Source organism: Methanocaldococcus vulcanius M7 (assembly GCF_000024625.1).
GTDB lineage: Archaea > AGJL01 > Methanococci > Methanococcales > Methanocaldococcaceae > Methanocaldococcus > Methanocaldococcus vulcanius.
Genome location: NC_013407.1, coordinates 1425471 through 1447157, shown reverse-complemented (window position 1 = coordinate 1447157; position 21687 = coordinate 1425471). Strand labels below are relative to the sequence as shown.

Sequence of the window (21687 nt, the reverse complement as noted above, 5' to 3'; positions counted from 1 at the left end):
CTATTATGAGATTGTATTATGATCTTGTGTGCTATTTATGAGATAAAGTAGGTGGAAGTAATGCTAATCAAAAAAATAAGAGAACTAACAGAAGAAGAAGAAAAAAAGATCATATGCAGAAATAAATCAGATCTTGAAGACATAATGCAGATTGTCTCAAAAATATTAAACGACGTTAAAAAAAATGGAGATAGGGCAGTAAAACACTATACTAAGAAGTTTGATGGCGTTGAATTGGAAGAGCTGAGGGTAAGTAGAGAGGAGATCGAAGAGGCATATAACCTTGTTGACTATAAGGTTATTGAGGCAATAGAAAAAGCAAAAGAGAATATAATTTATTTTCACAAAAAACAAATGGAGCAAATAAATGATTTGGAAGTTAAAAAAGATGGAATTATACTGGGACAAACAGTTAGAGCAATAGAAAATGTAGGATGCTACGTTCCAGGTGGAAGAGCATTCTACCCCTCAACTGTATTGATGACCACAATACCTGCAAAAGTAGCAGGATGTAAACACATTGTTATAACCTCTCCACCCACAAAAGAGGGTAAAGGGAACCCAGCTACATTAATAGCGGGAGATATTGTAGGAGTTGATGAAATATTCAAAGTTGGAGGAGTTCAAGCAATTGGAGCGTTGGCCTATGGAACAGAAACAATTCCAAAAGTAGATATAATCGTAGGGCCCGGAAACATCTATGTTACAGTAGCTAAAAAGTTAGTTTATGGAGAAGTGGCAATTGACTTTTTAGCTGGACCTTCAGAGGTTTTAATCATTGCTGATGAGACAGCCAATGCAGAGTTCGTTGCACTGGACTTTATCGCACAGGCAGAACATGATCCTAACGCTTCCTGTGTAATAACAACAACATCAGAAGATAAAGCATTAGAAATAAAAGAAAAAATCTTGGAAGAGTTAAATAGGGCTGAAAGAAAGGAAATAATTAACAGTGCATTAAAAAACTCTGCAATCCTTATCGGAAGTTTGGAAGAGTGTATAAACTTCTCTAACAAATACGCTCCAGAACACCTCGAGATATTGACTAAAAACCCAGAAGATATTTTAAAGAAGATAGATCATGCAGGAAGCGTATTTTTGGGAGAATATAGTCCCGTTCCAGTTGGGGACTATGCCTCTGGAACAAACCACGTTTTGCCAACTTCCCAATTTGCAAGAATGAGTTCTGGATTGAATGTAGAGACGTTTTTAAAGAAAATAACTTATCAAAAATTGGATAAAGAAAGTTTAAAACAAATTTCTGATATTGTTATTACATTGGCAGAGGCAGAAGGATTATTTGGTCATGCAGAAGCGGTTAGAAGGAGGATACTTAAAAAATAGTGAATATTACAAAGAATATGAGAAAGGTATTACATATGGTAATTATACTGAAAATTTATTTTAAAGGTTGGAAGAGAGATATAATGGGGCTATATCATCAACTCCCTATATACTTTGAGCTTTTAGTTTATAGAAAAAAGAAAGGTTGATTAAAAAAGTGTCATAGAAACATTCCCTTACACAGAAGATAAAAACCTTAAAATTAGGAAAAATTTCGTTAAAAATATAAAAATGCCATAACTATGAAGAACTTTTAAAACCAAAGGGTAAAAAAGTGTAGAAAACGTAAAAAAATCCCCGCCTATAATGAAACAGAATAATAGAGGTTGAGGGTTTAAAATTGGATTTTATAAAGTGCTCGGCTCTGCAAAAAGCTATTTTAAGTAAGCCAATACAGTTGATTGATTTAATATAAGTGGTGATTTTATAGATGACAAAAGCTACTATGAAGAAATAGAAAGTATTTTGAGGCAAATTCTGCAACCGATTGAAAAGATTTCATTTGCTACTTTTGTTAGAGTTGTATGAAGTTATTAAAAAGATTAAAAATACTGCTGGTGTAAAAACTGAGGAAGGAAAAACACCAAAAAGGGTTAATGACGTTGGGAATTATATTGAGCATTATGTTAAAGATGTTTTGGGCAAATATGGATATGCAATTACTCCAAAAACTAAAAAAGGTAGGCAAAAATCTACTGGCTATCCTGATATAGAGTTTTGGTATAAAGGAAAGAAAGAAGGAGAAGGAAGAGTTGTTTATATCGAAATTAAAACCTTTAATGAGAAAAATATAAACTCACCTCATAGAACCTTTTATGCATCTCCTTCAAAAGATGAAGAAGGGATAAAAATAAGGTTTGATGCTCCTCATTTATGCATGTCATTTAAGATTGAGAAATTAGGCAGTGAATATTATGCTACTGGCTTTAAAATAGTTGATTTGTCTAAATTGAAGGGAGGAATTAAGAGAGAGTTTAACGCCTCTAATAGAGAGTTGTATAAAAAGGATTTAGTTATTTATGAGGAGAATTTGGATTTTATTAAATAAACGCATCAAGAGTTATTATATTTTTATTTTCCTTTACATTATCAAATTTTCTATCTGTTTTTAAAAATTCTTTTTTTATTCTCTCCTCTGCAACTCTGCAATAGTATTCATCAATCTCAAAGCCAATATAATTAACTCCCAATCTAATGCATGCAACTGCCGTGCTTCCAATTCCCATAAATGGGTCTAAAACAAGGTTTGTTTTTTTAACACCATGTAATTTAATGCACATCTCTGGAAGTTTTGGAGGGAATGTTGCTGGGTGTGGTCTCTCTTTCTCTTTTGATTGAATTGTTTCATAAGGGATAAACCAAGTGTTCCCTCTATCTCTTAAATCTCCTTTTCTATTAAATCTCTTTATATTGCTTTTATCTTGATAAGGAACACCAATTGCTAATTTATCCAACTTAACATTTCCATTTTTTGTGAAGTGGAAAATATATTCATGCATTATACTTAAAAATCTATCGCTGTTTATTGGTTTGTAATGCCCTACAGCAATATCTCCAATAATATTTGGATAATCCCCTACATCTTCTTTTTGTATTGCGATTGATTTTATCCAATGAATCGTGTTTTGTAATTTAAAATGTTTTCTTATAACATTGGCAACATCAAAGGCGATCCACGGGTCTTTTGCAGTATAACCAACATTTATAAAAAATGAGCCGTCATCTTTTAACACTCTCTTTATCTCCCTAACAACTTCTTCGATCCAATTTAAATAATCCTCTCTGCTTAAATTATCAGAGTATTTATTGTATCTTATACCAATGTTATAGGGTGGAGAGGTAATAACAACATCAATTGATTTATCTTTTAATTGTTTCATCCCTTCTAAGCAATCCATACAGTAGATTTTGTTTATCTCCATCTTTATCCCTTAAACCGTTTTTTATTTAAATCAACGCTATTTTATATTAACCTTAAAAGAGTATTATGATAAACCACTTATATAGTAATTTCCTTTTAAAGATAAAATGATGATAAAATCATAGAGAGGTTTTTAGTATGGATATAAAATACAAATTGGCAAGTTATAGAGTTTGCTCTCCAGAAGAGACGTTTGAAAAGATCCAAAGGGCGTTGAAAAAGATAGAAACAATAGAGATTAAAAATATACAGCATTTGGATAAAATAAATATTCCTGTCTATTATCTAACAAGAAAAGTAGTTTTAGAGGGAAAAGAAGGGATAGCTATACACTATGGAAAGGGAGCAACTGATATTCAATCAAAGGTCTCTGCATGCATGGAAGCGATAGAGAGATTTTCAGCAAGTTATGATAAAAATAAAGTTAAAGAAAAGCCAGACAATCCAATAAATGTTAATGATTTAATACTGCCTCAATATGCTGATAAAAATATTAAGGACTGGGTTGAAGGGATTGATATTATAAATGATGAAATTGTAGATGTGCCAGCAGATGCTGTTTTCTATCCAAACTCTGGAAAATTATTTAGAGGAAACACCAACGGCTTAGCAAGTGGTAATAGTTTAGATGAAGCTATATTACACGCAACTTTGGAAGTTATAGAGAGGGATGCTTGGAGCTTAGCAGATCTATCAAGAAAGATTCCAAGAAAGATCAATCCTGAAGATGCAAAAAACCCATTGATTCATGAATTATTAGAAAAATTTGAAAAGGCAGGAGTTAAGATAATTTTAAAGGACTTAACATCAGAGTTTGATATTCCAGTTGTTGCTGCAATAAGTGATGATCTAAGTAAAAACCCACTAATGCTGTGTGTTGGAGTTGGATGCCACTTACATCCAGAGATAGCTATTTTAAGAGCTTTAACTGAGGTGGCTCAAAGCAGAGCTTCTCAATTACATGGATTTAGGAGAGATGCCAAGTTAAGAGAGGAATTTACATCAAAAATTCCTTATGAAAGGTTGAAGAGGATTCATAGAAAGTGGTTTGAGTTTGAGGAGGAGATAAATATTGCAGATATGCCAAACAATGCAAGTTATGATTTAAAGAATGACTTAAAGTTTATAAAAGATAAAATTTCAGAGTTTGGATTTGATAAGTTGATATATGTTGATTTAAATAAAGTTGGAGTTGATGCTGTAAGAGTTATAATCCCAAAAATGGAGATCTATACAATAGATAGGGATAGATTATCAAGAATGGCTTTTGAAAGAGTTAAAAATCTTTATTATTAAAATTAAAAAAATTAAAATATATTATATTAGAATTCAAATTTAATGAGAAAAGTGTTTTAACTCAAAAACATTGAGTTTTTTGTTTTTTTCTTTAAAGAACTCTTCTAATATCTTCCTCTCTTTTATTAAACCAACTGCATCAGCTCTGCACTGCCCACAAGCTCTAAACTGTGGGATATATTTTTCACACTCTTCCCTAACCTTTTTTATCTCCTCGCATGTTGGAGGTCTTAAATGGCTCATCTTATATAAAGGGATTAGAGGGATGATATTTTGTATATAAACAAAATCCTTCAACTCTTTGGCTATCTCTACAACATGATTCATATTTATCTCTGGAATTAAGACAGTGTTGATCTTTATTATTAGATCTTCATCATATGCCTTTTTTATCCCATCTATTTGATTTTCTATCAATATTTTAGCTCCCTCAATGCCATAATGGACTTTTTTATCGTAATAAACCCATTCAACTATCTCCTTCAAAATCTCTGGATCTATGGCATTCACTGTAACGGTAACTGTTTTTACGTTTAAATCAGCCAATTTTTTGTAGTATTTGTTTAAAAGCAAACCGTTTGTAGAGAGACATTTTATAAGGTTTGGAAACTTCTCATCGATAATTTTTAAGGTCTCAAATGTCTCTTTATTAAATAAACTGTCTCCAGGTCCAGCAATACCAACAACCTTAATGTTTGGTATTTCCTTTAAAACTCTATTTAGGTAATCTTCAACTTCTTCTGGCTTTAAGATGGTTAATGCCACTCCGGGTCTGTTTTCACATGCCTCTTTACCCAAACTCCTTCTACAGAACTTACATGCAATATTACATCTTGGGGCAACTGGGAGATGAACTCTTCCAACTTTATCGTGGATTTTTTCGTTAAAGCATGGATGAACTTTTGTTATATGAGCAAATTTTGACATTTTATCTTTATTCATAATATCACAACCATTTTAGTTTTTATTTTTTCCCATTTATTTTTTCTATTTATTGCGTTCTTTGTTTTACTTTTTCAGTTTTAATTTTTACTTTTATTTAGAATTTTTACAATTCCTTTATCTCCATCTATTAATATTTTGTCTCCGGTCTTTATTTTTTCAATGTCTACCATATCTACAAGAGGGATCCCTCCGAGGATAGCCCCCGTAGCAACTATCGTCTCGCACTCCTTGTTTATGATTCCTTTTAAAATTCCTCGCTTTGCTAATCCATAGATCACATACGACCCAACAGTGCTTCCTTTTCCATATGGAAATACAAATATTTTATCTTTTATTGATTGACCATATAGATCGCTATTTTTGTCTATAATATCCCCATCTTTATTGACACCACCTAAAAATGAGAATGGTTTTTTTGAAACTATTGCAATTCCCTCTACTTTTCCTTTTGAGATGCCTCTTCCTTTTAATTCCACAATGATCACCGAAAAGAATAACTTAATCTACTTTTATTTTAAATTTTTTATTATCTTTTTAAGCAGTATAAATCTTTTGTTCTGAAAATCAAAAACATAGTTATTCACTAATAAGTATATGTAAATATTTAAATTATAGGAAATAAAAAATAAGATAAAAATAACATATAAAACAATAAATATATGTATAAAATAACGTAAAATAAAAACTAAAAAATGGTAGCGGGGGGAGGATTTGAACCTCCGATCTCCGGGTTATGAGCCCGGCGGGATAGACCTGGCTACCCTACCCCGCTTCTTAACTTAAAAGAAGCAGAACTACTATAACTGCAAACTAATATATAAAGTTTTCGTTTATGTGTTGATTAGTGCCACAATAAAGAAAATGAATAAAAAATAAAATATAAATAATCATATGAACAAGTATTTAATTATTGAGTATTTAATTCTTCGATAAGTTTTTTGATCTCATTGACTTTTTCTTTCATTATATATTCATCTTCCGCTTCTAAATTCAACCTTAGTAATGGCTCAGTATTTGAAGGTCTTAAATTAAACCAAAATTTTTCACAATATATTGATATTCCATCCAACTCTTCAATCTTGCAGTTTTTAAAGTGCTCTTTTATTTTTTGTATTACATAATTCTGATCCTTCACTTTAAAGTTTATCTCTCCACTATGGGCATATTTGTTAAACTCTTTATTTAATTCTGATAATGACTTATTCTCATCATCCATTGCCTTTAAAATATAATGCAGGGCTAAAAGTGGACTTTCAAAATAACCGATCTCCTTAAAGTAGAAGTGATTGCTCAACTCTCCTGCAAACTCCGCATCAATTTCATGCATTAACTTTTTAATGAAATAGTGCCCAACCCTACTTTTAACTGCAATTCCTCCGAACTTTTCAATAACCTCAGGCACTATTTTGGAGCATCTTAAATCATAAACTATTTTTACATTTGGTTTTTCTTTTAAAATTTCCCTTGCGATTATTGCTGTTAATATATCTCCTCTTAAAACATCTCCCTTTTCATCAACTATTCCTAACCTATCTCCATCTCCATCAAATATTAATCCCAATTCACAACCATTTTCTTTAACTGTTTTTATAATATCTTTTAAACACTCTTCCTTTAATGTGTCGGGTTGATGAGCAGGGAAGTTTCCATCAGGATAATCATTTATAAAAATTCTATTTTCCAGCAATTCACTTAAAATCTCTTTTTCAGCAATGGTTGTAGAACCGTTAGCAAAATCAACAGCTATCTTTCTATCTGATTTTTTTATCCTATTTAAGAAAAACTGCTTATAATCTTTTATGACATCAACTTTTAATGTATTGAGATCTAATGCTTTAACATCTCTTTCCACATCACTCGTTAATTCAAATCTTTTGAAGATTGGTTTTATCTCTTCTATTGGAGAGAGAGGGATGGCATTTTTATCACACATTTTAAAGCCAGTGTATTCTGGAGGATTATGAGAGGCAGTTAACACCACGCCCAGATCATATTTATCTTTTGTTCCAAAATACATTAAAGGTGTAGAGATCGTTCCAGCATAGTGAATATCGCACTCCTCTAACAATCCGATTATAAAATATGGAAGGAGTTTTTTAGATCCGATTCTTACATCATTTCCAACTAAAATTTTTTTTCCTTTAAATTTTTGGCCAATACATCTTCCAAGAGAGTATGCAAATGCTTCATCTAACTCTTTTCCATATATTCCTCTTATATCATAAGCTTTAAATACCAAGACGATCACCAAACATAAGTTTTAAATAGGCATAACATACCCTTATATCAGATATATAATTATAAGGTTTGATCTTCCTCGTAATTAAATATTTTTGCAAATAATCGCATATAAAAGAAAAATTTAAATAACTTGAAATAATAAGTAAAGGTATCAATGTAATGATAAAATGATAGAAATAATAATAAAAAGGTAAGATCGTTAAAGATAAGAAAGTTAAAGTAATTATTTTTTGGTGTGATACTATGGAATTGTTCAAAGATATAAAAAATCTTGGAAAGTTGGTAAGATTAGAGAGGATATTTAACAGACAAAGCGAGAAAACAGTTATAGTTCCAATGGATCACGGCGTTTCAAACGGGCCAATTAAGGGGTTGATTGATATAAGAAAAACAGTAAATAATGTTGCAGAAGGAGGAGCTAACGCTGTCCTTTTACATAAAGGGATAGTTAGACATGGGCACAGGGGCTATGGCAAGGATGTTGGCTTGATCATCCATCTATCTGGTGGGACAGCAATATCTCCGAATCCATTGAAGAAGGTTATAGTTACAACAGTTGAAGAAGCAGTGAGAATGGGTGCGGATGCTGTTTCTGTTCATGTGAACGTTGGTTCAGAGGAAGATTGGGAAGCGTACAGAGATTTGGGAATGATTGCTGAAACATGCGAATACTGGGGAATGCCTTTAATTGCTATGATGTATCCAAGAGGAAAACATATTAAAAATGAGAGAGATCCTGAATTAGTAGCTCATGCAGCAAGATTGGGGGCTGAGTTGGGAGCGGATATAGTAAAAACAAGCTATACAGGAGATATTGACTCATTTAGAGATGTTGTTAAGGGTTGTCCGGCTCCCGTCGTGGTTGCAGGGGGTCCAAAAACAAACACTGATGAGGAGTTCCTGCAAATGATAAAAGATGCTATCGAGGCAGGAGCTGCTGGTGTTGCAGTGGGTAGAAATATTTTCCAGCATGATGATGTTGTTGGTATAACGAGGGCTGTTTGTAAAATAGTTCATGAAAATGTCGATGTTGAGGAGGCATTAAAAGAGATTAGAAAATAAAATAATAAAAATAATAATAAAAATAAAGTAATTACAACCTCATAACGTTTTATATTCTTTTAGTTATCTCTTTTTGTCTCTATTTTTAGTTATTTTTTTATTATTCTTTATTTTTTGTTTTTTTTGGATGAGAGAATTTATCATATTTGTTATATCGAAATTGAAACTTAAAACAGATAATTCTAATACCAAATATTTAAATACATAGATTTAAATGAGAAAAATAAAATGAAAGAGATTATTCATCCCTTCCCATCATTCTAAGGCCACATCTTGCTCCTCTTCCTCTACCAAGACCTCTTCCTCCACCATCTATCCTATGGATAAATGTTGCAGGGGCCCCACAATAAGGACACGTTTCTGGCTTTGGAACTCCATAAGGAACTTCTATAACGTTCTGACATTTTGAGCATAAAAATTTTTTCATTTCCATAATATCCCTCAAAATTTATTAAAAATATTTATTAAATTCAACCTATTTATTCTTTCCTGTTTATTTTTTAATGTTTATTTTCTTTTTAATTCATCTAATCTTCTTTTAATTCTTTCTAACTCTTCTTCCAATAATCTTTTTTCTTCTTCTAAACTCTTTACAGTTTCTTCTAAGTATCTTTTTTCGTCGACATCAGCATATGGAGTTCTGTAAAGATCCCAAGCGTGAACTAAACTCCCAGTTTTTTCATCGACATAAAAAGCATGAGGCCCTAAACCGCATCTGCATGGTCCCACGTATCTGTATCTGCCTCCAACTCTACCGAGCATGTAGTATCTCCAAAATCCTCTTCCTCTTCCCCATCCAAACATTTATCATCACCTCATTTTTTTATGATTGTTATTTACAATAATACACATATGTGTAAAAATATATATACTTTTTGGTTTTGTGTATATTTATGCCACATTTATACATAAGTAGGTATATAAAGAATAAAAAACAAACTATAAACAAACACAATAAAAATTTTAAATTCCCATTAATGTAAAATTAAAAAATTAAAATTTTAATCAACTATGTCGGGGATATAGTATGACAAATGTGAGATACCCAGCTGTTGCAGGACTATTCTACCCCTCCCACCCAGATGAGCTCATAGAGATGATAGAACAATGCTATCTTCATAAATTCGGCCCAAAATCAATGCCGGTTCGAGGAACTTATGAAAAACCGATCGGTTTACTATGCCCTCATGCCGGCTATGTTTACTCAGGACCTATTCAAGCCCACTCCTACTATGAGTTGTCTAAGAGAGTAGATCCTCTTGAAGAGACCACCGCTGTGATTTTAGGCCCAAATCACACAGGTTTAGGTTCTGGAGTTAGTGTGTGTAATGGAATCTGGAGAACTCCTCTTGGGGATGTAAAGTGTGATGAGGAGTTTGTTGAAGAACTCTGGAGAAAATGCGAGATTATTGACTTAGATGAAACCGCTCACATGAATGAACACTCTATTGAAGTCCAATTGCCATTTTTAAAGCATTTAGAATTATTAAATATTGCAAAATTTAAAATAGTGCCTATATGTATGATGTTTCAAGATTATGAAACATCTGTTGAGGTTGGATACTTTGTTGCAAAGGTTGCCAAGGAGTTGGGAAGAAGAGTTGTGATTATTGCCTCTTCTGATCTAACCCACTATGAACCTCAAGAAGTTGCTTCAAAAAAAGATGCGATAGTTATAAAGGATATTTTAGAGATGGATGAAAAGGCATTATATGAGGATGTTATTAACTATAACATATCAATGTGTGGATATGGGCCAGTTATAGCGATGCTAAGGGCTATGAAGATCCTTGGGGCTAAAAATTCTAAACTACTGGCTTATGCAACGTCAGGGGATATAACTGGAGATTACTCCTCAGTTGTTGGCTATGCCTCTGCTCTTGTTGAGTAGATAAATTTTTCTAATTAACGATTTGGAATATATTCCTCTTTTATTTTTACAACAACTACGGGAGTGTGTTTTAACTTTTCCAGTATCTCCTCGGTTATAACATAACTGTTGTATTTTTCTAACACTTCGTTAATGTTTTTTATTGTATTATGAACTCTATCGCAAATAAATGCTATTCTAACAAATTGATCAATTGAGTAATTTTTATATACTTTATTTCCAGCTATTGCTAAGGGTGTGCATCCTGCAAAACCTCCAACCTTAAAGATCTCAGCCAATCTTCCCAATAAGAATCCAAGAACTCCGATTCCGCTGATTATTCCGTTAATTGCATAGGGAAGAGCGGTAATATACCACTTAAAAATTCGATATGTGGCATCAGTATCTGCTACCATAACAACAACGTCAACTCCAAACTCTTTTTTTACTTCATTATAAAGACGTTCTGCCCATTTTTTCGGATCTTTTGGTAATGGAGAGACGTAAGTTCCCGGAACATTGGTGAGATCTAAACCTCCTTCTGCATATGGTTTTAAAGCATATCTTAAACCAACGGTTCTTATAACTGTTTCTTTATGTCTTAGTGTTTCTTTTTTTGGAAGTTTCCTTAGATTTTTTATTTTTTCTTCTTTAATATTTAATAATTTTCCTAAGGCATATCCCCAAAGATATTTAGACCAGTAATAACAAAAGTAGGCCAAAATTCCAGGTTCAAATTTACTTTCATCAACAAAGTTTCCTTCGGCAGTAGAAACCATTTTCTCGCTTAAAACTATAAAATCCCCATCTTCTAACTTTATCCCGCTATTTCTTATTGCGTCGATTATTATCGGAATAAAATCTTCTCCTCTTTTTATATATCTTGTAGTTATTGGATATGCTTTCATCATCTCTCCTTGATTTTAATTTTTTATATGGTTAAGATGATTTATAACGATTTTAGGATTTTGGATAAGTTATATTATATTATTTTTATATGAAATGTCCTGTTTTTTGGTTTTTGGGTAGGGGATGTTGTTGTTAATTAATTAGAAGATTAATTAGAAGATTATAAAACTATGGTAAACAAAATCTAAAAAAATATAAAAATGTAGAATATGAAATTTTATATGATTAGGAAATATTTATAAAAATTGTAAACATTAAAAAATAAATAAAAAGAATAAATGATAAAATTATAACAAATAAAAATAAAATATAAAAATATATTATGTGGGGGAGTATGGTAAGAAAAAAGATTGACAAACTACACGTTAAGATACACTTTGAGGGAAATGCGATAGAAGGGGACTATGATTTTGATGCGATAATCAATCTAAAAAATGGTATTTTAAAGTATCTCTGGACTGGAAAACGAGATCCTATAATTATTTGGAATATGGATGAAAAGTCGTTTGCTATTGTAGATCCATCCAAGGTGTGTGCAGTGGAGATAAAAGGATCTCTAATGTTTTTAGATGATATTCCAGAGAAAAAATTAGAGATGAGATCGTTTAGAGAGTAGATAATAAAAAATATAAGGAGAGGAGATCTATGAGACGAGTAAAGACAGGGATTCCTGGAATGGATGAGATCTTGCATGGTGGAATTCCAGAAAGGAATGTTGTTCTATTGTCTGGGGGTCCTGGAACTGGAAAATCTATATTTTGCCAGCAGTTTTTATATAAAGGAGCTGCCGAGTATGATGAACCAAGCATTTTGGTAGCGTTGGAAGAGCACCCTGTCCAAATTAGGGAAAATATGAAACAATTTGGATGGAATGTTAGAAAGTTAGAAGAGGAGGGAAAATTTGCAATAATAGATGCGTTTACTTATGGGATTGGTAGTTCTGCAAAAAGGGAAAGATATGTTGTGAACGATCCCAATGATGAGAGAGAATTAATAGATGTTTTAAAGACAGCAATAAATGATATTGATGCTAAAAGAATAGGTATCGACTCCGTAACAACACTTTATATAAATAAACCAATGATGGCAAGAAGAACGGTTTTTTTACTAAAAAGAGTAATATCTGGCTTAGGTTGCACAGCCATATTTACATCTCAAATTTCTGTTGGAGAGAGAGGGTTTGGGGGGCCTGGAGTTGAACACGCTGTTGATGGGATTATAAGATTGGACTTAGATGAGATTGATGGAGAGTTAAAGAGGAGCTTAATTGTATGGAAGATGAGAGGAACGAGCCATTCATTAAAAAGGCATCCGTTTGATATAACTGATGAAGGAATAGTTGTATATCCAGATAAAGTATTAAAAATAAGATAAATTAGAAAAACTTACTTTTCTACTGGATAACCTTTCTCTCTCCAGGCCTTTAATCCTCCTTCCATGTTGTATACATCATATCCCTTCTCTTTTAGAATCATATAACCTCTTGGACTTGTAAATCCTAATTTACAATACACTACAACTTTTTTATCTTTTGGAATTTCGTCTAATCTATTTTCAAGCTCATTTATTGGGATATGAATTGAATTTGGAATTTTACCGTCATATTTGTCCTCTGGAACTACGTTTATAAATACATATTCCTCATTATTAAGAAGTTTGAAAGCTTCATCCACTGTTATGTTTTTTGAAGTTTTTATTCTCATTATATTTTCTTTTACGGATTTTGATACCTTTTCAAGGTTTATAATAACTTCTTCTATTTCTTCTATTGCTTTTCTTTCTTCTTCTGCATTTGCAGATAGTTCTTCAGCAGTAGCAGTAAATTCTTCTGATATGGATGCAAGATCTTGTATATCTTTGAGAGCTTTTTCCATATTGTCAATGGTAACTTTTGCTGATCGTTTAATCTCTTTTATTTTTTGGGTGGTGTTATCTACACTCTCTTTTATTTTCAAGAAGACAGCATTGACTTCATCAACGGCAATAACTCCCTTATCTACTTCATTTTTACCTACAATTCCCAAATTCACAGTTTTCTCTATTTGACTATTTATTTCATCAATTGTTCTATTTATATCATCTACTGATTTCCCTATCTCTTCAGCCAAGTTTTTTATCTCACTTGCAACAACAGCAAAACCCCTTCCTGCCTCTCCAGCTCTTGCCGCTTCAATAGAAGCATTTAAAGCCAAAAGTCCTGTTTGCTCAGCAATATCTTTAATTAAAGCAGTAATTTCATTAATCTTTTTAGATTTTGTTCCGAGTTCTTGAATTGCTTTACTGAGTTCATCAATTACATTGGATATTTTTTGCATTGCCTCAACAGCATTTTCGATCTTTTTTATTCCTTCATCTGCCTTTTCACTTGCCTCTATAGAAACTTTTTCTCCTTCTTCTGATAGATTCTCTGTCCTTTTGGCAAGTTCATCTGTTTTTTCGACTTCTTGTGTTATATCTTGTAGTTTTGCAGATTGATCCGATGCAGCAGTTGCAACTTGCTGAGCTGCATCACTCATCTGTTCTATTGCTTCACGTGCCTTTTTTGTTTCTTTTTTCAAAACTTCAATTTGTAAGTTTAGATCTAACACTTCCTTTCTTATATTTTCAATTATTGTTGAAACATTGTTTATTGCCTTATTAAACATTTTTTGAAACTTATTCCTTTCTCTGTTTTCATTTAATCGAACAGAAAAGTCCCCGTTAGCAAGATGTTCCAATGCGTTTAATGCCTCTTTAAATGTTTGGGCAATTTCTTTTTCCATTATTTCGAGTTCTTTCTCTTTTTCTTTTAATTTTTTCACGAGAGTGCAGATCTTCTCATATAAAACTTTAAAATCATCACTTGGAAGGTTTATGGTATCAACATCTACAATATCTTCTTTCTCTATAATGTTAATGATTTCTTTTATTGGAGCTGATGTCGTATTTTTCACTAAAAAGGTAATTATCACAGAGAATATGCCCCCTAAGATTATTAAAATTATAAAATTGTTAAAAAAATTTGCCACTACTGCAATAATCACATACATAATTAATGAGATCAGGAAAACTTTATATTCCAATTTCATATTCTCCCTACCTCCCCCACATTCATACTGTTTTTATTTTCCGTTGTAGTTTTGTTAAATTTGTTTTTGTGTCAAATTATTTGGCTATAACGCAATAAGCAATATTAATACCTCAACATCTTAAAATAAACAGTTTTATATCCATCATAAACCTATTATAAATCTCTTTATAGTAAGTGGTATAAAAATTATTCCGTGAGGGAGATCTATGAAATTTTCAGAATGGACAAGATGTAAAAGGAAATTAAATGATCTAAACAGCTTAAAGAGAGATATTGTATCACAATTCAAAGAGAGAGATATGTTGGATGAAGGGATAGTGGTTATGGCAAGTGGGGGTAAGGACAGCTCAACGGCAATCGCCTTAGCCAGAGATATTGGTTTGAATATTAGATATTTAATACACTTTTATCATAGATGGAGTTGGGAAATTTCAAAAAATATGGTTATGGCTCTTTCAGAAAAATATAACATTCCCGCAGTGTTTTTTGACATTACGGATGAGATTTTAAAAAGAACAAGGGGGGCTAAGGGAAGTAGTATTTGTAGGATATGTAAAAATATAATGAAAGATAAAACTGTGGACTTTGCGAGAGAAAAAGGAATTAAGATAATAATGACAGGAGATTCGGCTCTTGAAAAAGTATCTGGGGCGGTTATGAATTATTTAAGGGAGAGGTATGGTGAAGTAAAATATGACAAGATGGAACTAACCCCGGTCCCACAAAAATATAGTAAAACTAAGGAAATTTTGTTTTTTAGACCTTTAATACGATTATCTTATGATGATGTTCTGAGATTAACGAGATATTATAATATCAAAGTTGAGAAATCACACGAAGTTGGAGATAAGATTGGATTTTGGAGAGAAGGATGCTGTTTGCAGTACGCTGATGAAAACGCAACATTGAACGAAGAGCTTTTTAATAACTTATACAAATATAATAAATTAGCAACTGAAACTGCGAGAAAATATGGTTTTAGAGCTTCCATAAAACTACCGTCTAAAAGGATCATGGTTGTTCCAGAAAAAGAAGAATACTTAACACTAATAAAAAATGCTTTGAGGGATATTGATGAAAGTTAAAGTATATCAGGTAGGAGGAGCGATGGGTTTGTTTTTAATGCTCCTTATTTTATTTTTATTGATAGTTTTGGCAATTTTCGCTCTACCGATATTTTTAATATTAATTGGGATATTTGGATTATATATTTTGGTAAAATATAAGATAAGATCATTTTTTAGTAGATTGTGGTATAAACTTAGAAGAAAAAAGATAAAAATTGAAGACGTTTCTACAAATGGAGAAGTTAAGATAAACTTTGCTAAGAGAATAGAGATAGAGGGGAGTGGAGAATTTATCTTTGAAAATTTGGATTCGTTGGATGAAACCTCTCGATCTCTTGCGTTTTATTTAAAAAACATTGGAGCCGAGTTCAGAGAAGATGGAATATATTTTAGAGGATATAAGGTCTACCCTATTTTTAAAAAGACCTATCCTTTAAATGAGATCATAACCTTAAAATATCCTAAAAATGTTGATGCGGTTGTTTTAGGGCTGAAAGGAGAACCCTACGATCCAAAATTTTTATATTTAATTCCAAAGGATTTTTTAAAAGAGAAAATGAGTATTTCTGAATTAAGAAGATTTCTTATAGATTGATAACTGCAACATCTTTAATATTTGGAATCTCTTTTATTTTCTCAATAACATCCTCAGGAACAGTATGATCCAAGTTTAGGAGCATTACACTCTCTCCTCCTGGTTCTTTTCTACCAACTTGCATTCCAGCAATGTTTATTCCATAATCTCCAAGGAGGATACAAACCCTTCCAATTGTGCCCGGTCTGTCAATATGTTTAATTATAGCCAACGCTCCCTCTGGAATAAAGTTGACATCATATCCATCAACATCCAAGATCACTGGCTTGTTGTTTACTATCCCCCCTGTTATGGAAAATCTCTTCTTATCACTTTCAGCGATTATTTTTATAGCATTGCCAAATTTTTTCTCGGATGTTGTGGTTTCTATTACACTTATGTTCCTATTTTTTGCAATTACCGGGGCGTTAACTAAGTTTATACCAGCCAAGAGTATTGGAGATAACAATCCTTTAAGAAATGCCCTTTTTATTAAATCGGTTTTTTCTTTTGCAAGATCGCCACAGTATACTATCTCAACTCTCTTAACGGATCCATCTAACACCTGCATTACTATATTTCCGAGCATTTCAGCCAATAACATATAAGGTTTTAATTTTCCTAATTTTTCTTGAGGAATATTTGGCATATTTACAACGTTTTCAGCTAACTCTCCTTTTAATACCTTTTTTATCTGCTCTGCTACAATAGTTCCGGCTGCTTTTTGTGCCTCCTCTGTTGATGCTCCCTGATGAGGTGTGCCTATAACATTATCTAATGTTAATAGCGGATTATCCTTAGGTGGCTCTTCTTCAAATACATCCAAAGCAGCTGCTCTAATTTTTTTCTCTTTTAATGCCTCATACAAGGCCTTTTCATCAATAAGCCCCCCTCTTGCACAGTTAACTATTATTGCATTCTTTTTCATTAAATTTATTTGATCCTTTCCAATTATATGTCTTGTTTTTGGTGTTAACGGAACGTGTAAAGTTATAAAATCAGCTCTCTTGCAGAGTTCGTTTATATCATCAATCAACTCAACACCCATCTCCTCAGCCATGTCCTTTGGAATGTAGGGATCGTAGCCGATAATGTTCATACCGAATGCCTTAGCCCTTTTAACTACCTGTTGTCCTATCCTCCCCAAACCAATAACTCCCAACGTCTTTCCATATAACTCTATCCCTTTGAACCTTTTTCTATCCCACTCTCCTCTTTTTAATGAGGCAGTTGCCTGTGGGATGTTTCTTGCAGCAGCGAGCATTAAGCCCAAAGTCAACTCAGCCACTGAGATTGAAGAAGCGTCTGGTGCGTTAACTACTATGATCCCTTTTTCTGTCGCTGCTTCAACATCTATGTTATCTACACCAACACCTGCCCTACCTATTATCTTTAACTTCTCTGCATTTTCAATAACATCTCTTGTAACCTTTGTTCCACTTCGCACTACTAAAACATCTGCCTCTTTTATCTTTTCCAATAATTCCTCTTTTGTTAAGCCGGTTGCTACTTCAACCTCTCCAACTTCTTCTAATATTTTTATCGCATCTTCGTGTAGAGGATCTGTGATTAATATTTTGACCATAACTCTCTCACCACCTAAGTTTTTAAATTTTTACTACTTTTAGATAATTAGAGAATAAACAATAAAAATATTTTGAATGATATTGATGGCTCTTCCTCTATATAATTTTGTCGAAATATGAATTATCAATTTTTTAAAAATTTTAAAATTTATTATTAACTTTCTCTTTGTTAAGATTGCTGACTTCTGTTTTTATAATTTATTTTTATAGTTTTCTGATTTTTTGATGGGATTATAAAGGAAAAACCATAGGTATTAAATAGATAAAACTTTTAACTGAAATTTAAATAATTATGATCATAATTTTTTATAGTTTTTTCATCGTTTAATAATTTTTAGCCAACCATAAATTATAAATGAGGAATCCTCCTAACATCAATAGGCAAATTTATAACAAAAAGTTTATGATCGATTTTGATTAGTGTTGATCTGATGTATATTTGGAAGTTTGTATATTTTTAGTTTTAAAGTATTAGGTGATTTTATGGAAGCAGTTTTGATATTAGAGGATGGAACAGTTTTTAGAGGTAAAGGTTTTGGAGCAGAAAAAGAGATTTTTGGAGAACTGGTTTTTACAACAGTTATGACTGGCTATGTTGAAGTTTTAACTGATCCATCTTACAAGGGACAAGTTGTTATGATGACCTATCCGTTAGAGGGCAATTATGGTGTAAAAAAGGACTGGTTTGAATCAGATGGAATAAAGGCAGAAGGATTCGTAGTTAGAGAGTTGACTGGAAAGGAGTTGGATGATCTTTTAAAGGAGTATGATGTTCCAGGCATTCAAGATATTGATACCAGATTTTTGACAAGAAAGATAAGAGATAAGGGAGTTGTGAAGTGTTGTTTAAAAGTCGGGGAGAGAATAGGGAATGATGAAATTGAAGATCTTTTAGAGAGAGTTAAGAAATATAAAGATATTTCAGATATTGACTTGGTTCCAATGGTTTCAACGAGGGATGTTGTGGTCCACAAGATACCAAATGCAAGAGCAAGATGTGTTCTATTAGATTGTGGCGTTAAGATGAACATTATTAGATGTTTATTGAATAGAGGTTGTGAAGTTATTCAAGTTCCTTACAACACAAGTTATGATGAAATATTAAATTATAATCCAGATTTCGTTCTAATATCTAATGGTCCAGGAGATCCTGCACGACTAAAAGAGGTTATTAGAAATATTAAAAATTTAATAGGAGTTGTTCCTATAACCGGAATTTGTCTTGGTAATCAACTCATTTCACTGGCTTTTGGAGGAAAAACATATAAAATGAAGTTTGGACATAGGGGGGGAAATCAGCCAGTTAAAGATTTAGAGACAGAAAAAGTTTACATAACGTCTCAAAATCATGGCTTTGCTGTCGATGAAAACACTCTTCCGAATGATTTAGAAGTTAGCTTTATAAATTTAAATGATAGAACAGTTGAAGGAATAAAACACAAAAACTTGCCGATATTCTCTGTTCAATTCCACCCAGAGGCAAGACCTGGGCCTCACGATACGATGTTTTTGTTTGATGAGATGATAAAATTAAAAGATAGGAAATAAATAATAATGATATAATAGGCAAGAAATTGATAGATAAATGCCTCTATTAAAATACTTAACAATTTTTACGCTGTATATTTTATTGTATTATTTATGTTTTATTTTATTTAAAATTAAATTTAAAATTAGGTAAAAAAACAATCAAAGTGATTATTATGGACTTTTTTGAGAGATATACAAATTTAAAGAGAAAATACCATGGAAAAAAAGAAAAACCAAAAGTTGTGGTTGTTGGAAGAAGCAATGTTGGAAAATCAACTTTCGTTAGATTAATGACTGGAAGAAAAGATGTTAAAGTTGGAAAAAGGCCGGGATTGACATTAAAAATTAACGAATATGATCTTGGGGACTATATCTTAGTTGATTTACCGGGATTTGGATATATGTCAGGCCTTCCTAAAAATGTGCAGGAAAAAATAAAGGATGAAATAGTCCACTATATTGAAAATAACGCGGATAAGATAGCTACCGCAGTCCAAATAATTGATGCAAAGTCGTTTTTTGAAATTGTTAGGAGATGGGATGAAAGGGGGGAAATTCCTATTGATTTAGAGATGTTTGATTTTATAACAGATCTTAAAATAAGCCCAATTCTCGTGGTTAATAAAATGGATAAGATAAAAAAAGAGGACTGGGATACAGTTTTGGATGGAATATGTGAGTTTTTTAAATGTTCTCCACCATGGAGACAGTGGAAATTTATAGTTCCGGCAGTTTTAAAGAAAGGGCAGGGAATTGATGAAATAAAAAAGAGAATTAAAGAGAGAGTTGATCTATTTAAAAAATTAAAAGTAAAAAAGCACTAAGTATTAAACTCTTTTTAACCAATCTAAATCGTTTTTATGGAGATCTCTAATATCCTTTAATCCAAATCTAAGCATAGCCAACCTACTAAATCCGATTCCCCAAGCTAAAACTGGCTTTTTAATCCCAATCGGTTCTAATACTTCTGGCCTAAAAATTCCGGCTCCTAAAATCTCTAACCACCCTCTACTCTCCAAATAAACCTCTGCCTCTAATGATGGCTCAGTAAATGGGAAATAAGCAGGTCTAAATCTAACCTTTTCAAACCCTAATCTTTTTAAAAACTCTTTTAAGACCCCAATTAAATTATTAAAATTAACATCCTCTCCCATTATAATTCCTTCACACTGATAAAACTCTGGTAAGTGTTTATAGTCGATTGCCTCGTTCCTAAAAACCCTATCTATACAGAAAACCTTGTGTGGTTTATTTTTTTCTTCTTCAGATAATGAGGCCAAATATCTTATTGATGAAGAGGTTGTATGTGTCCTTAAAATCAATCTCTTTGAAATATTTTCATCAAATTTATATTTCCAGCATCTTTCATGAACTTCTTTAACGTTATCTAACAGATCTTCTGGAATCTCTCCCTCCTGAGGATACTTTAAAAAGAAGGTATCTTGCATCTCTCTTGCTGGGTGATCCTGTGGTTCAAACAGCATATCGAAATTCCAAAACTCTGTTTCTACAATTGGGCTTTTTACTTCTTTAAAACCCATTGCTAACAAGATTTCCTTAACTTCTCTAATAATTCTTGTTAAAGGATGTATCTTAGCAGGATATACTGGTTTAGTTGGTATTTTTACATCGTAGGGTCTGATATATGCTTTTTTCCATTTTCCGCTTATTATAGTATCTCTTGTTAATTGAGTTATTTCTTCTTCAATCTCAATAGGTTTTTTTATAAACTCTTTTCCTTTTTCAGTTAGTTTTATTGTTATCTCCTTCTCTTCATCAATTTTAACAAATCCTCTCTTTTTTAAAATATCAACAATTCTTTTTTCTTCTTCGTTAAGATTGTCAAATAATAATCCATTACCTATTTTTTTTAAGAAATCTTCCTCAACATCGTCATAGTCCAAGTTTTCAAAAATGATTTTACCTTTATCTATTTTGGCAATATTCTTCCTTTTTATTGATCCTAATGCAGCATTTATTTCTTCTTTTGGAAGTATATCCTTTAGGTTTTTAATCTCTATCTCAGATAGATTATGCTCCTTTAAATATTTAGCAATCTTCCTTTCAGGGAATTCATCGTTTTTTGCAATTTTAACGATCTTTCTGATCTTCTCATTACTCTCTACCAAATCTTTACCTTTTAACCACAAAGATACTCTCAAGATCTTTTCTTTTGGCATAAATTTTTCTAATTCTTCTAATTTGAACTCTTCCTTTTTCTGATCTTGAAATATCTTTAATAATCTCTTCTCATCAACATGTAGTTCCATAT

At 32.1% G+C, this 21687-nt stretch carries 21 protein-coding genes and 1 tRNA gene; 11 read left to right on the top strand and 11 right to left on the bottom strand.

The window, feature by feature from the left end:
• Positions 1-60: 60 nt before the first annotated feature.
• Both hisD and METVU_RS07080 read left to right on the top strand, forming a co-directional pair.
• Positions 61-1344: a histidinol dehydrogenase gene (gene hisD / locus METVU_RS07085; protein WP_015733516.1), complete on the top strand. Its 1284-nt coding sequence runs from the start codon at positions 61-63 to the stop codon at positions 1342-1344.
• A gap of 502 nt (positions 1345-1846) precedes the next feature.
• The gene (locus METVU_RS07080) at positions 1847-2392 is read left to right on the top strand and encodes a restriction endonuclease (RefSeq protein WP_245528129.1); all 546 of its coding nucleotides are present in this window, start codon (positions 1847-1849) and stop codon (positions 2390-2392) included.
• Here the strand turns inward: METVU_RS07080 and METVU_RS07075 are convergent.
• Positions 2385-3266 carry a DNA-methyltransferase gene (locus METVU_RS07075; protein ID WP_015733514.1) on the bottom strand — a complete coding sequence of 294 codons (882 nt, stop codon included), beginning with the start codon at positions 3264-3266 and terminating at the stop codon, positions 2385-2387. The two genes, METVU_RS07080 and METVU_RS07075, sit on opposite strands and share 8 nt — an antisense overlap.
• Before the next feature lie 137 nt (positions 3267-3403).
• On the opposite strand from METVU_RS07075, the gene METVU_RS07070 reads away from it, so the two are divergent.
• The gene (locus METVU_RS07070) at positions 3404-4561 is read left to right on the top strand and encodes a YcaO-related McrA-glycine thioamidation protein (RefSeq protein ID WP_015733513.1); all 1158 of its coding nucleotides are present in this window, start codon (positions 3404-3406) and stop codon (positions 4559-4561) included.
• A 39-nt stretch (positions 4562-4600) separates the two neighbouring features.
• On the opposite strand, the gene nifB is transcribed toward METVU_RS07070, so the two are convergent.
• The 4 genes from nifB to METVU_RS07050 form a co-directional block, all read right to left on the bottom strand.
• Positions 4601-5503, bottom strand: a complete 903-nt coding sequence (gene nifB, locus METVU_RS07065; RefSeq protein WP_015733512.1) for a FeMo cofactor biosynthesis protein NifB — start codon at positions 5501-5503, stop codon at positions 4601-4603.
• An 80-nt stretch (positions 5504-5583) separates the two neighbouring features.
• Positions 5584-5982 carry a DUF126 domain-containing protein gene (locus tag METVU_RS07060; protein ID WP_048196918.1) on the bottom strand — a complete coding sequence of 133 codons (399 nt, stop codon included), beginning with the start codon at positions 5980-5982 and terminating at the stop codon, positions 5584-5586.
• A 217-nt stretch (positions 5983-6199) separates the two neighbouring features.
• Positions 6200-6278: transfer RNA gene (locus METVU_RS07055), tRNA-Met, on the bottom strand.
• Between the two features lie 135 nt (positions 6279-6413).
• Positions 6414-7745 carry a phosphomannomutase/phosphoglucomutase gene (locus tag METVU_RS07050; RefSeq protein ID WP_048196916.1) on the bottom strand — a complete coding sequence of 444 codons (1332 nt, stop codon included), beginning with the start codon at positions 7743-7745 and terminating at the stop codon, positions 6414-6416.
• Positions 7746-7990: 245 nt separating this feature from the next.
• On the opposite strand from METVU_RS07050, the gene METVU_RS07045 reads away from it, so the two are divergent.
• A complete protein-coding gene (locus METVU_RS07045) occupies positions 7991-8809 on the top strand; it encodes a 2-amino-3,7-dideoxy-D-threo-hept-6-ulosonate synthase (RefSeq protein WP_015733509.1) in 819 nt (272 codons plus the stop codon).
• Between the two features lie 238 nt (positions 8810-9047).
• Here METVU_RS07045 and METVU_RS07040 read toward each other — a convergent pair whose 3' ends face one another.
• Both METVU_RS07040 and METVU_RS07035 read right to left on the bottom strand, forming a co-directional pair.
• Complete coding sequence (locus METVU_RS07040) at positions 9048-9242, bottom strand: hypothetical protein (RefSeq protein ID WP_015733508.1); 195 nt, start codon at positions 9240-9242, stop codon at positions 9048-9050.
• Between the two features lie 74 nt (positions 9243-9316).
• Complete coding sequence (locus METVU_RS07035; protein WP_015733507.1) at positions 9317-9613, bottom strand: hypothetical protein; 297 nt, start codon at positions 9611-9613, stop codon at positions 9317-9319.
• 223 nt (positions 9614-9836) lie between these two features.
• On the opposite strand from METVU_RS07035, the gene amrB reads away from it, so the two are divergent.
• Entirely contained in the window at positions 9837-10700 is an 864-nt protein-coding gene (gene amrB / locus METVU_RS07030) for an AmmeMemoRadiSam system protein B (RefSeq protein WP_015733506.1), read from the top strand.
• Positions 10701-10714: 14 nt separating this feature from the next.
• Here the strand turns inward: amrB and METVU_RS07025 are convergent, their stop codons facing one another.
• Positions 10715-11587, bottom strand: a complete 873-nt coding sequence (locus METVU_RS07025) for a coenzyme F420-0:L-glutamate ligase (RefSeq protein ID WP_015733505.1) — start codon at positions 11585-11587, stop codon at positions 10715-10717.
• Between the two features lie 335 nt (positions 11588-11922).
• On the opposite strand from METVU_RS07025, the gene METVU_RS07020 reads away from it, so the two are divergent.
• Positions 11923-12204 (top strand): hypothetical protein, encoded by a 282-nt coding sequence (locus tag METVU_RS07020; protein WP_015733504.1) that lies wholly within the window; start codon positions 11923-11925, stop codon positions 12202-12204.
• A gap of 29 nt (positions 12205-12233) precedes the next feature.
• Positions 12234-12962, top strand: coding sequence for a KaiC domain-containing protein (locus tag METVU_RS07015; protein ID WP_015733503.1), 729 nt, complete (start codon positions 12234-12236; stop codon positions 12960-12962).
• An 11-nt stretch (positions 12963-12973) separates the two neighbouring features.
• Here the strand turns inward: METVU_RS07015 and METVU_RS07010 are convergent, their stop codons facing one another.
• Positions 12974-14656, bottom strand: coding sequence for a methyl-accepting chemotaxis protein (locus tag METVU_RS07010; RefSeq protein ID WP_015733502.1), 1683 nt, complete (start codon positions 14654-14656; stop codon positions 12974-12976).
• A 208-nt stretch (positions 14657-14864) separates the two neighbouring features.
• Between METVU_RS07010 and METVU_RS07005 the strand changes: the two genes are divergently transcribed.
• Both METVU_RS07005 and METVU_RS07000 read left to right on the top strand, forming a co-directional pair.
• Positions 14865-15743, top strand: coding sequence for a phosphoadenosine phosphosulfate reductase domain-containing protein (locus METVU_RS07005; protein WP_015733501.1), 879 nt, complete (start codon positions 14865-14867; stop codon positions 15741-15743).
• Positions 15733-16320 (top strand): hypothetical protein, encoded by a 588-nt coding sequence (locus METVU_RS07000; protein ID WP_015733500.1) that lies wholly within the window; start codon positions 15733-15735, stop codon positions 16318-16320. The genes METVU_RS07005 and METVU_RS07000 overlap by 11 nt, the downstream gene beginning before the upstream one ends.
• On the opposite strand, the gene serA is transcribed toward METVU_RS07000, so the two are convergent.
• A complete protein-coding gene (serA, locus tag METVU_RS06995) occupies positions 16310-17884 on the bottom strand; it encodes a phosphoglycerate dehydrogenase (RefSeq protein WP_015733499.1) in 1575 nt (524 codons plus the stop codon). The two genes, METVU_RS07000 and serA, sit on opposite strands and share 11 nt — an antisense overlap.
• Before the next feature lie 484 nt (positions 17885-18368).
• On the opposite strand from serA, the gene carA reads away from it, so the two are divergent.
• On the top strand, positions 18369-19433 hold the full coding sequence (gene carA, locus METVU_RS06990; protein WP_015733498.1) for a glutamine-hydrolyzing carbamoyl-phosphate synthase small subunit: 1065 nt from the start codon (positions 18369-18371) through the stop codon (positions 19431-19433).
• Positions 19434-19588: 155 nt separating this feature from the next.
• Positions 19589-20239 (top strand): GTP-binding protein EngB, encoded by a 651-nt coding sequence (engB, locus tag METVU_RS06985; RefSeq protein ID WP_015733497.1) that lies wholly within the window; start codon positions 19589-19591, stop codon positions 20237-20239.
• Between the two features lie 3 nt (positions 20240-20242).
• Here engB and pheS read toward each other — a convergent pair whose 3' ends face one another.
• Complete coding sequence (gene pheS, locus METVU_RS06980; RefSeq protein ID WP_015733496.1) at positions 20243-21685, bottom strand: phenylalanine--tRNA ligase subunit alpha; 1443 nt, start codon at positions 21683-21685, stop codon at positions 20243-20245.
• Positions 21686-21687 lie beyond the last annotated feature (2 nt).

Excerpts from the sequence above, each read along its gene's own strand:
- METVU_RS07010 (WP_015733502.1), bottom strand. The coding sequence starts at position 14,656 with ATGAAATTGGAATATAAAGTTTTCCTGATCTCATTAATTATGTATGTG.
- amrB (WP_015733506.1), top strand. The coding sequence starts at position 9,837 with ATGACAAATGTGAGATACCCAGCTGTTGCAGGACTATTCTACCCCTCC.
- METVU_RS07020 (WP_015733504.1), top strand. The coding sequence starts at position 11,923 with ATGGTAAGAAAAAAGATTGACAAACTACACGTTAAGATACACTTTGAG.
- METVU_RS07035 (WP_015733507.1), bottom strand. The coding sequence starts at position 9,613 with ATGTTTGGATGGGGAAGAGGAAGAGGATTTTGGAGATACTACATGCTC.
- METVU_RS07025 (WP_015733505.1), bottom strand. The coding sequence starts at position 11,587 with ATGAAAGCATATCCAATAACTACAAGATATATAAAAAGAGGAGAAGAT.
- METVU_RS07070 (WP_015733513.1), top strand. The coding sequence starts at position 3,404 with ATGGATATAAAATACAAATTGGCAAGTTATAGAGTTTGCTCTCCAGAA.
- serA (WP_015733499.1), bottom strand. The coding sequence starts at position 17,884 with ATGGTCAAAATATTAATCACAGATCCTCTACACGAAGATGCGATAAAA.
- METVU_RS07005 (WP_015733501.1), top strand. The coding sequence starts at position 14,865 with ATGAAATTTTCAGAATGGACAAGATGTAAAAGGAAATTAAATGATCTA.
- pheS (WP_015733496.1), bottom strand. The coding sequence starts at position 21,685 with ATGGAACTACATGTTGATGAGAAGAGATTATTAAAGATATTTCAAGAT.
- METVU_RS07045 (WP_015733509.1), top strand. The coding sequence starts at position 7,991 with ATGGAATTGTTCAAAGATATAAAAAATCTTGGAAAGTTGGTAAGATTA.
- METVU_RS07000 (WP_015733500.1), top strand. The coding sequence starts at position 15,733 with ATGAAAGTTAAAGTATATCAGGTAGGAGGAGCGATGGGTTTGTTTTTA.
- hisD (WP_015733516.1), top strand. The coding sequence starts at position 61 with ATGCTAATCAAAAAAATAAGAGAACTAACAGAAGAAGAAGAAAAAAAG.
- METVU_RS07040 (WP_015733508.1), bottom strand. The coding sequence starts at position 9,242 with ATGGAAATGAAAAAATTTTTATGCTCAAAATGTCAGAACGTTATAGAA.
- METVU_RS07075 (WP_015733514.1), bottom strand. The coding sequence starts at position 3,266 with ATGGAGATAAACAAAATCTACTGTATGGATTGCTTAGAAGGGATGAAA.
- carA (WP_015733498.1), top strand. The coding sequence starts at position 18,369 with ATGGAAGCAGTTTTGATATTAGAGGATGGAACAGTTTTTAGAGGTAAA.
- engB (WP_015733497.1), top strand. The coding sequence starts at position 19,589 with ATGGACTTTTTTGAGAGATATACAAATTTAAAGAGAAAATACCATGGA.
- nifB (WP_015733512.1), bottom strand. The coding sequence starts at position 5,503 with ATGAATAAAGATAAAATGTCAAAATTTGCTCATATAACAAAAGTTCAT.
- METVU_RS07015 (WP_015733503.1), top strand. The coding sequence starts at position 12,234 with ATGAGACGAGTAAAGACAGGGATTCCTGGAATGGATGAGATCTTGCAT.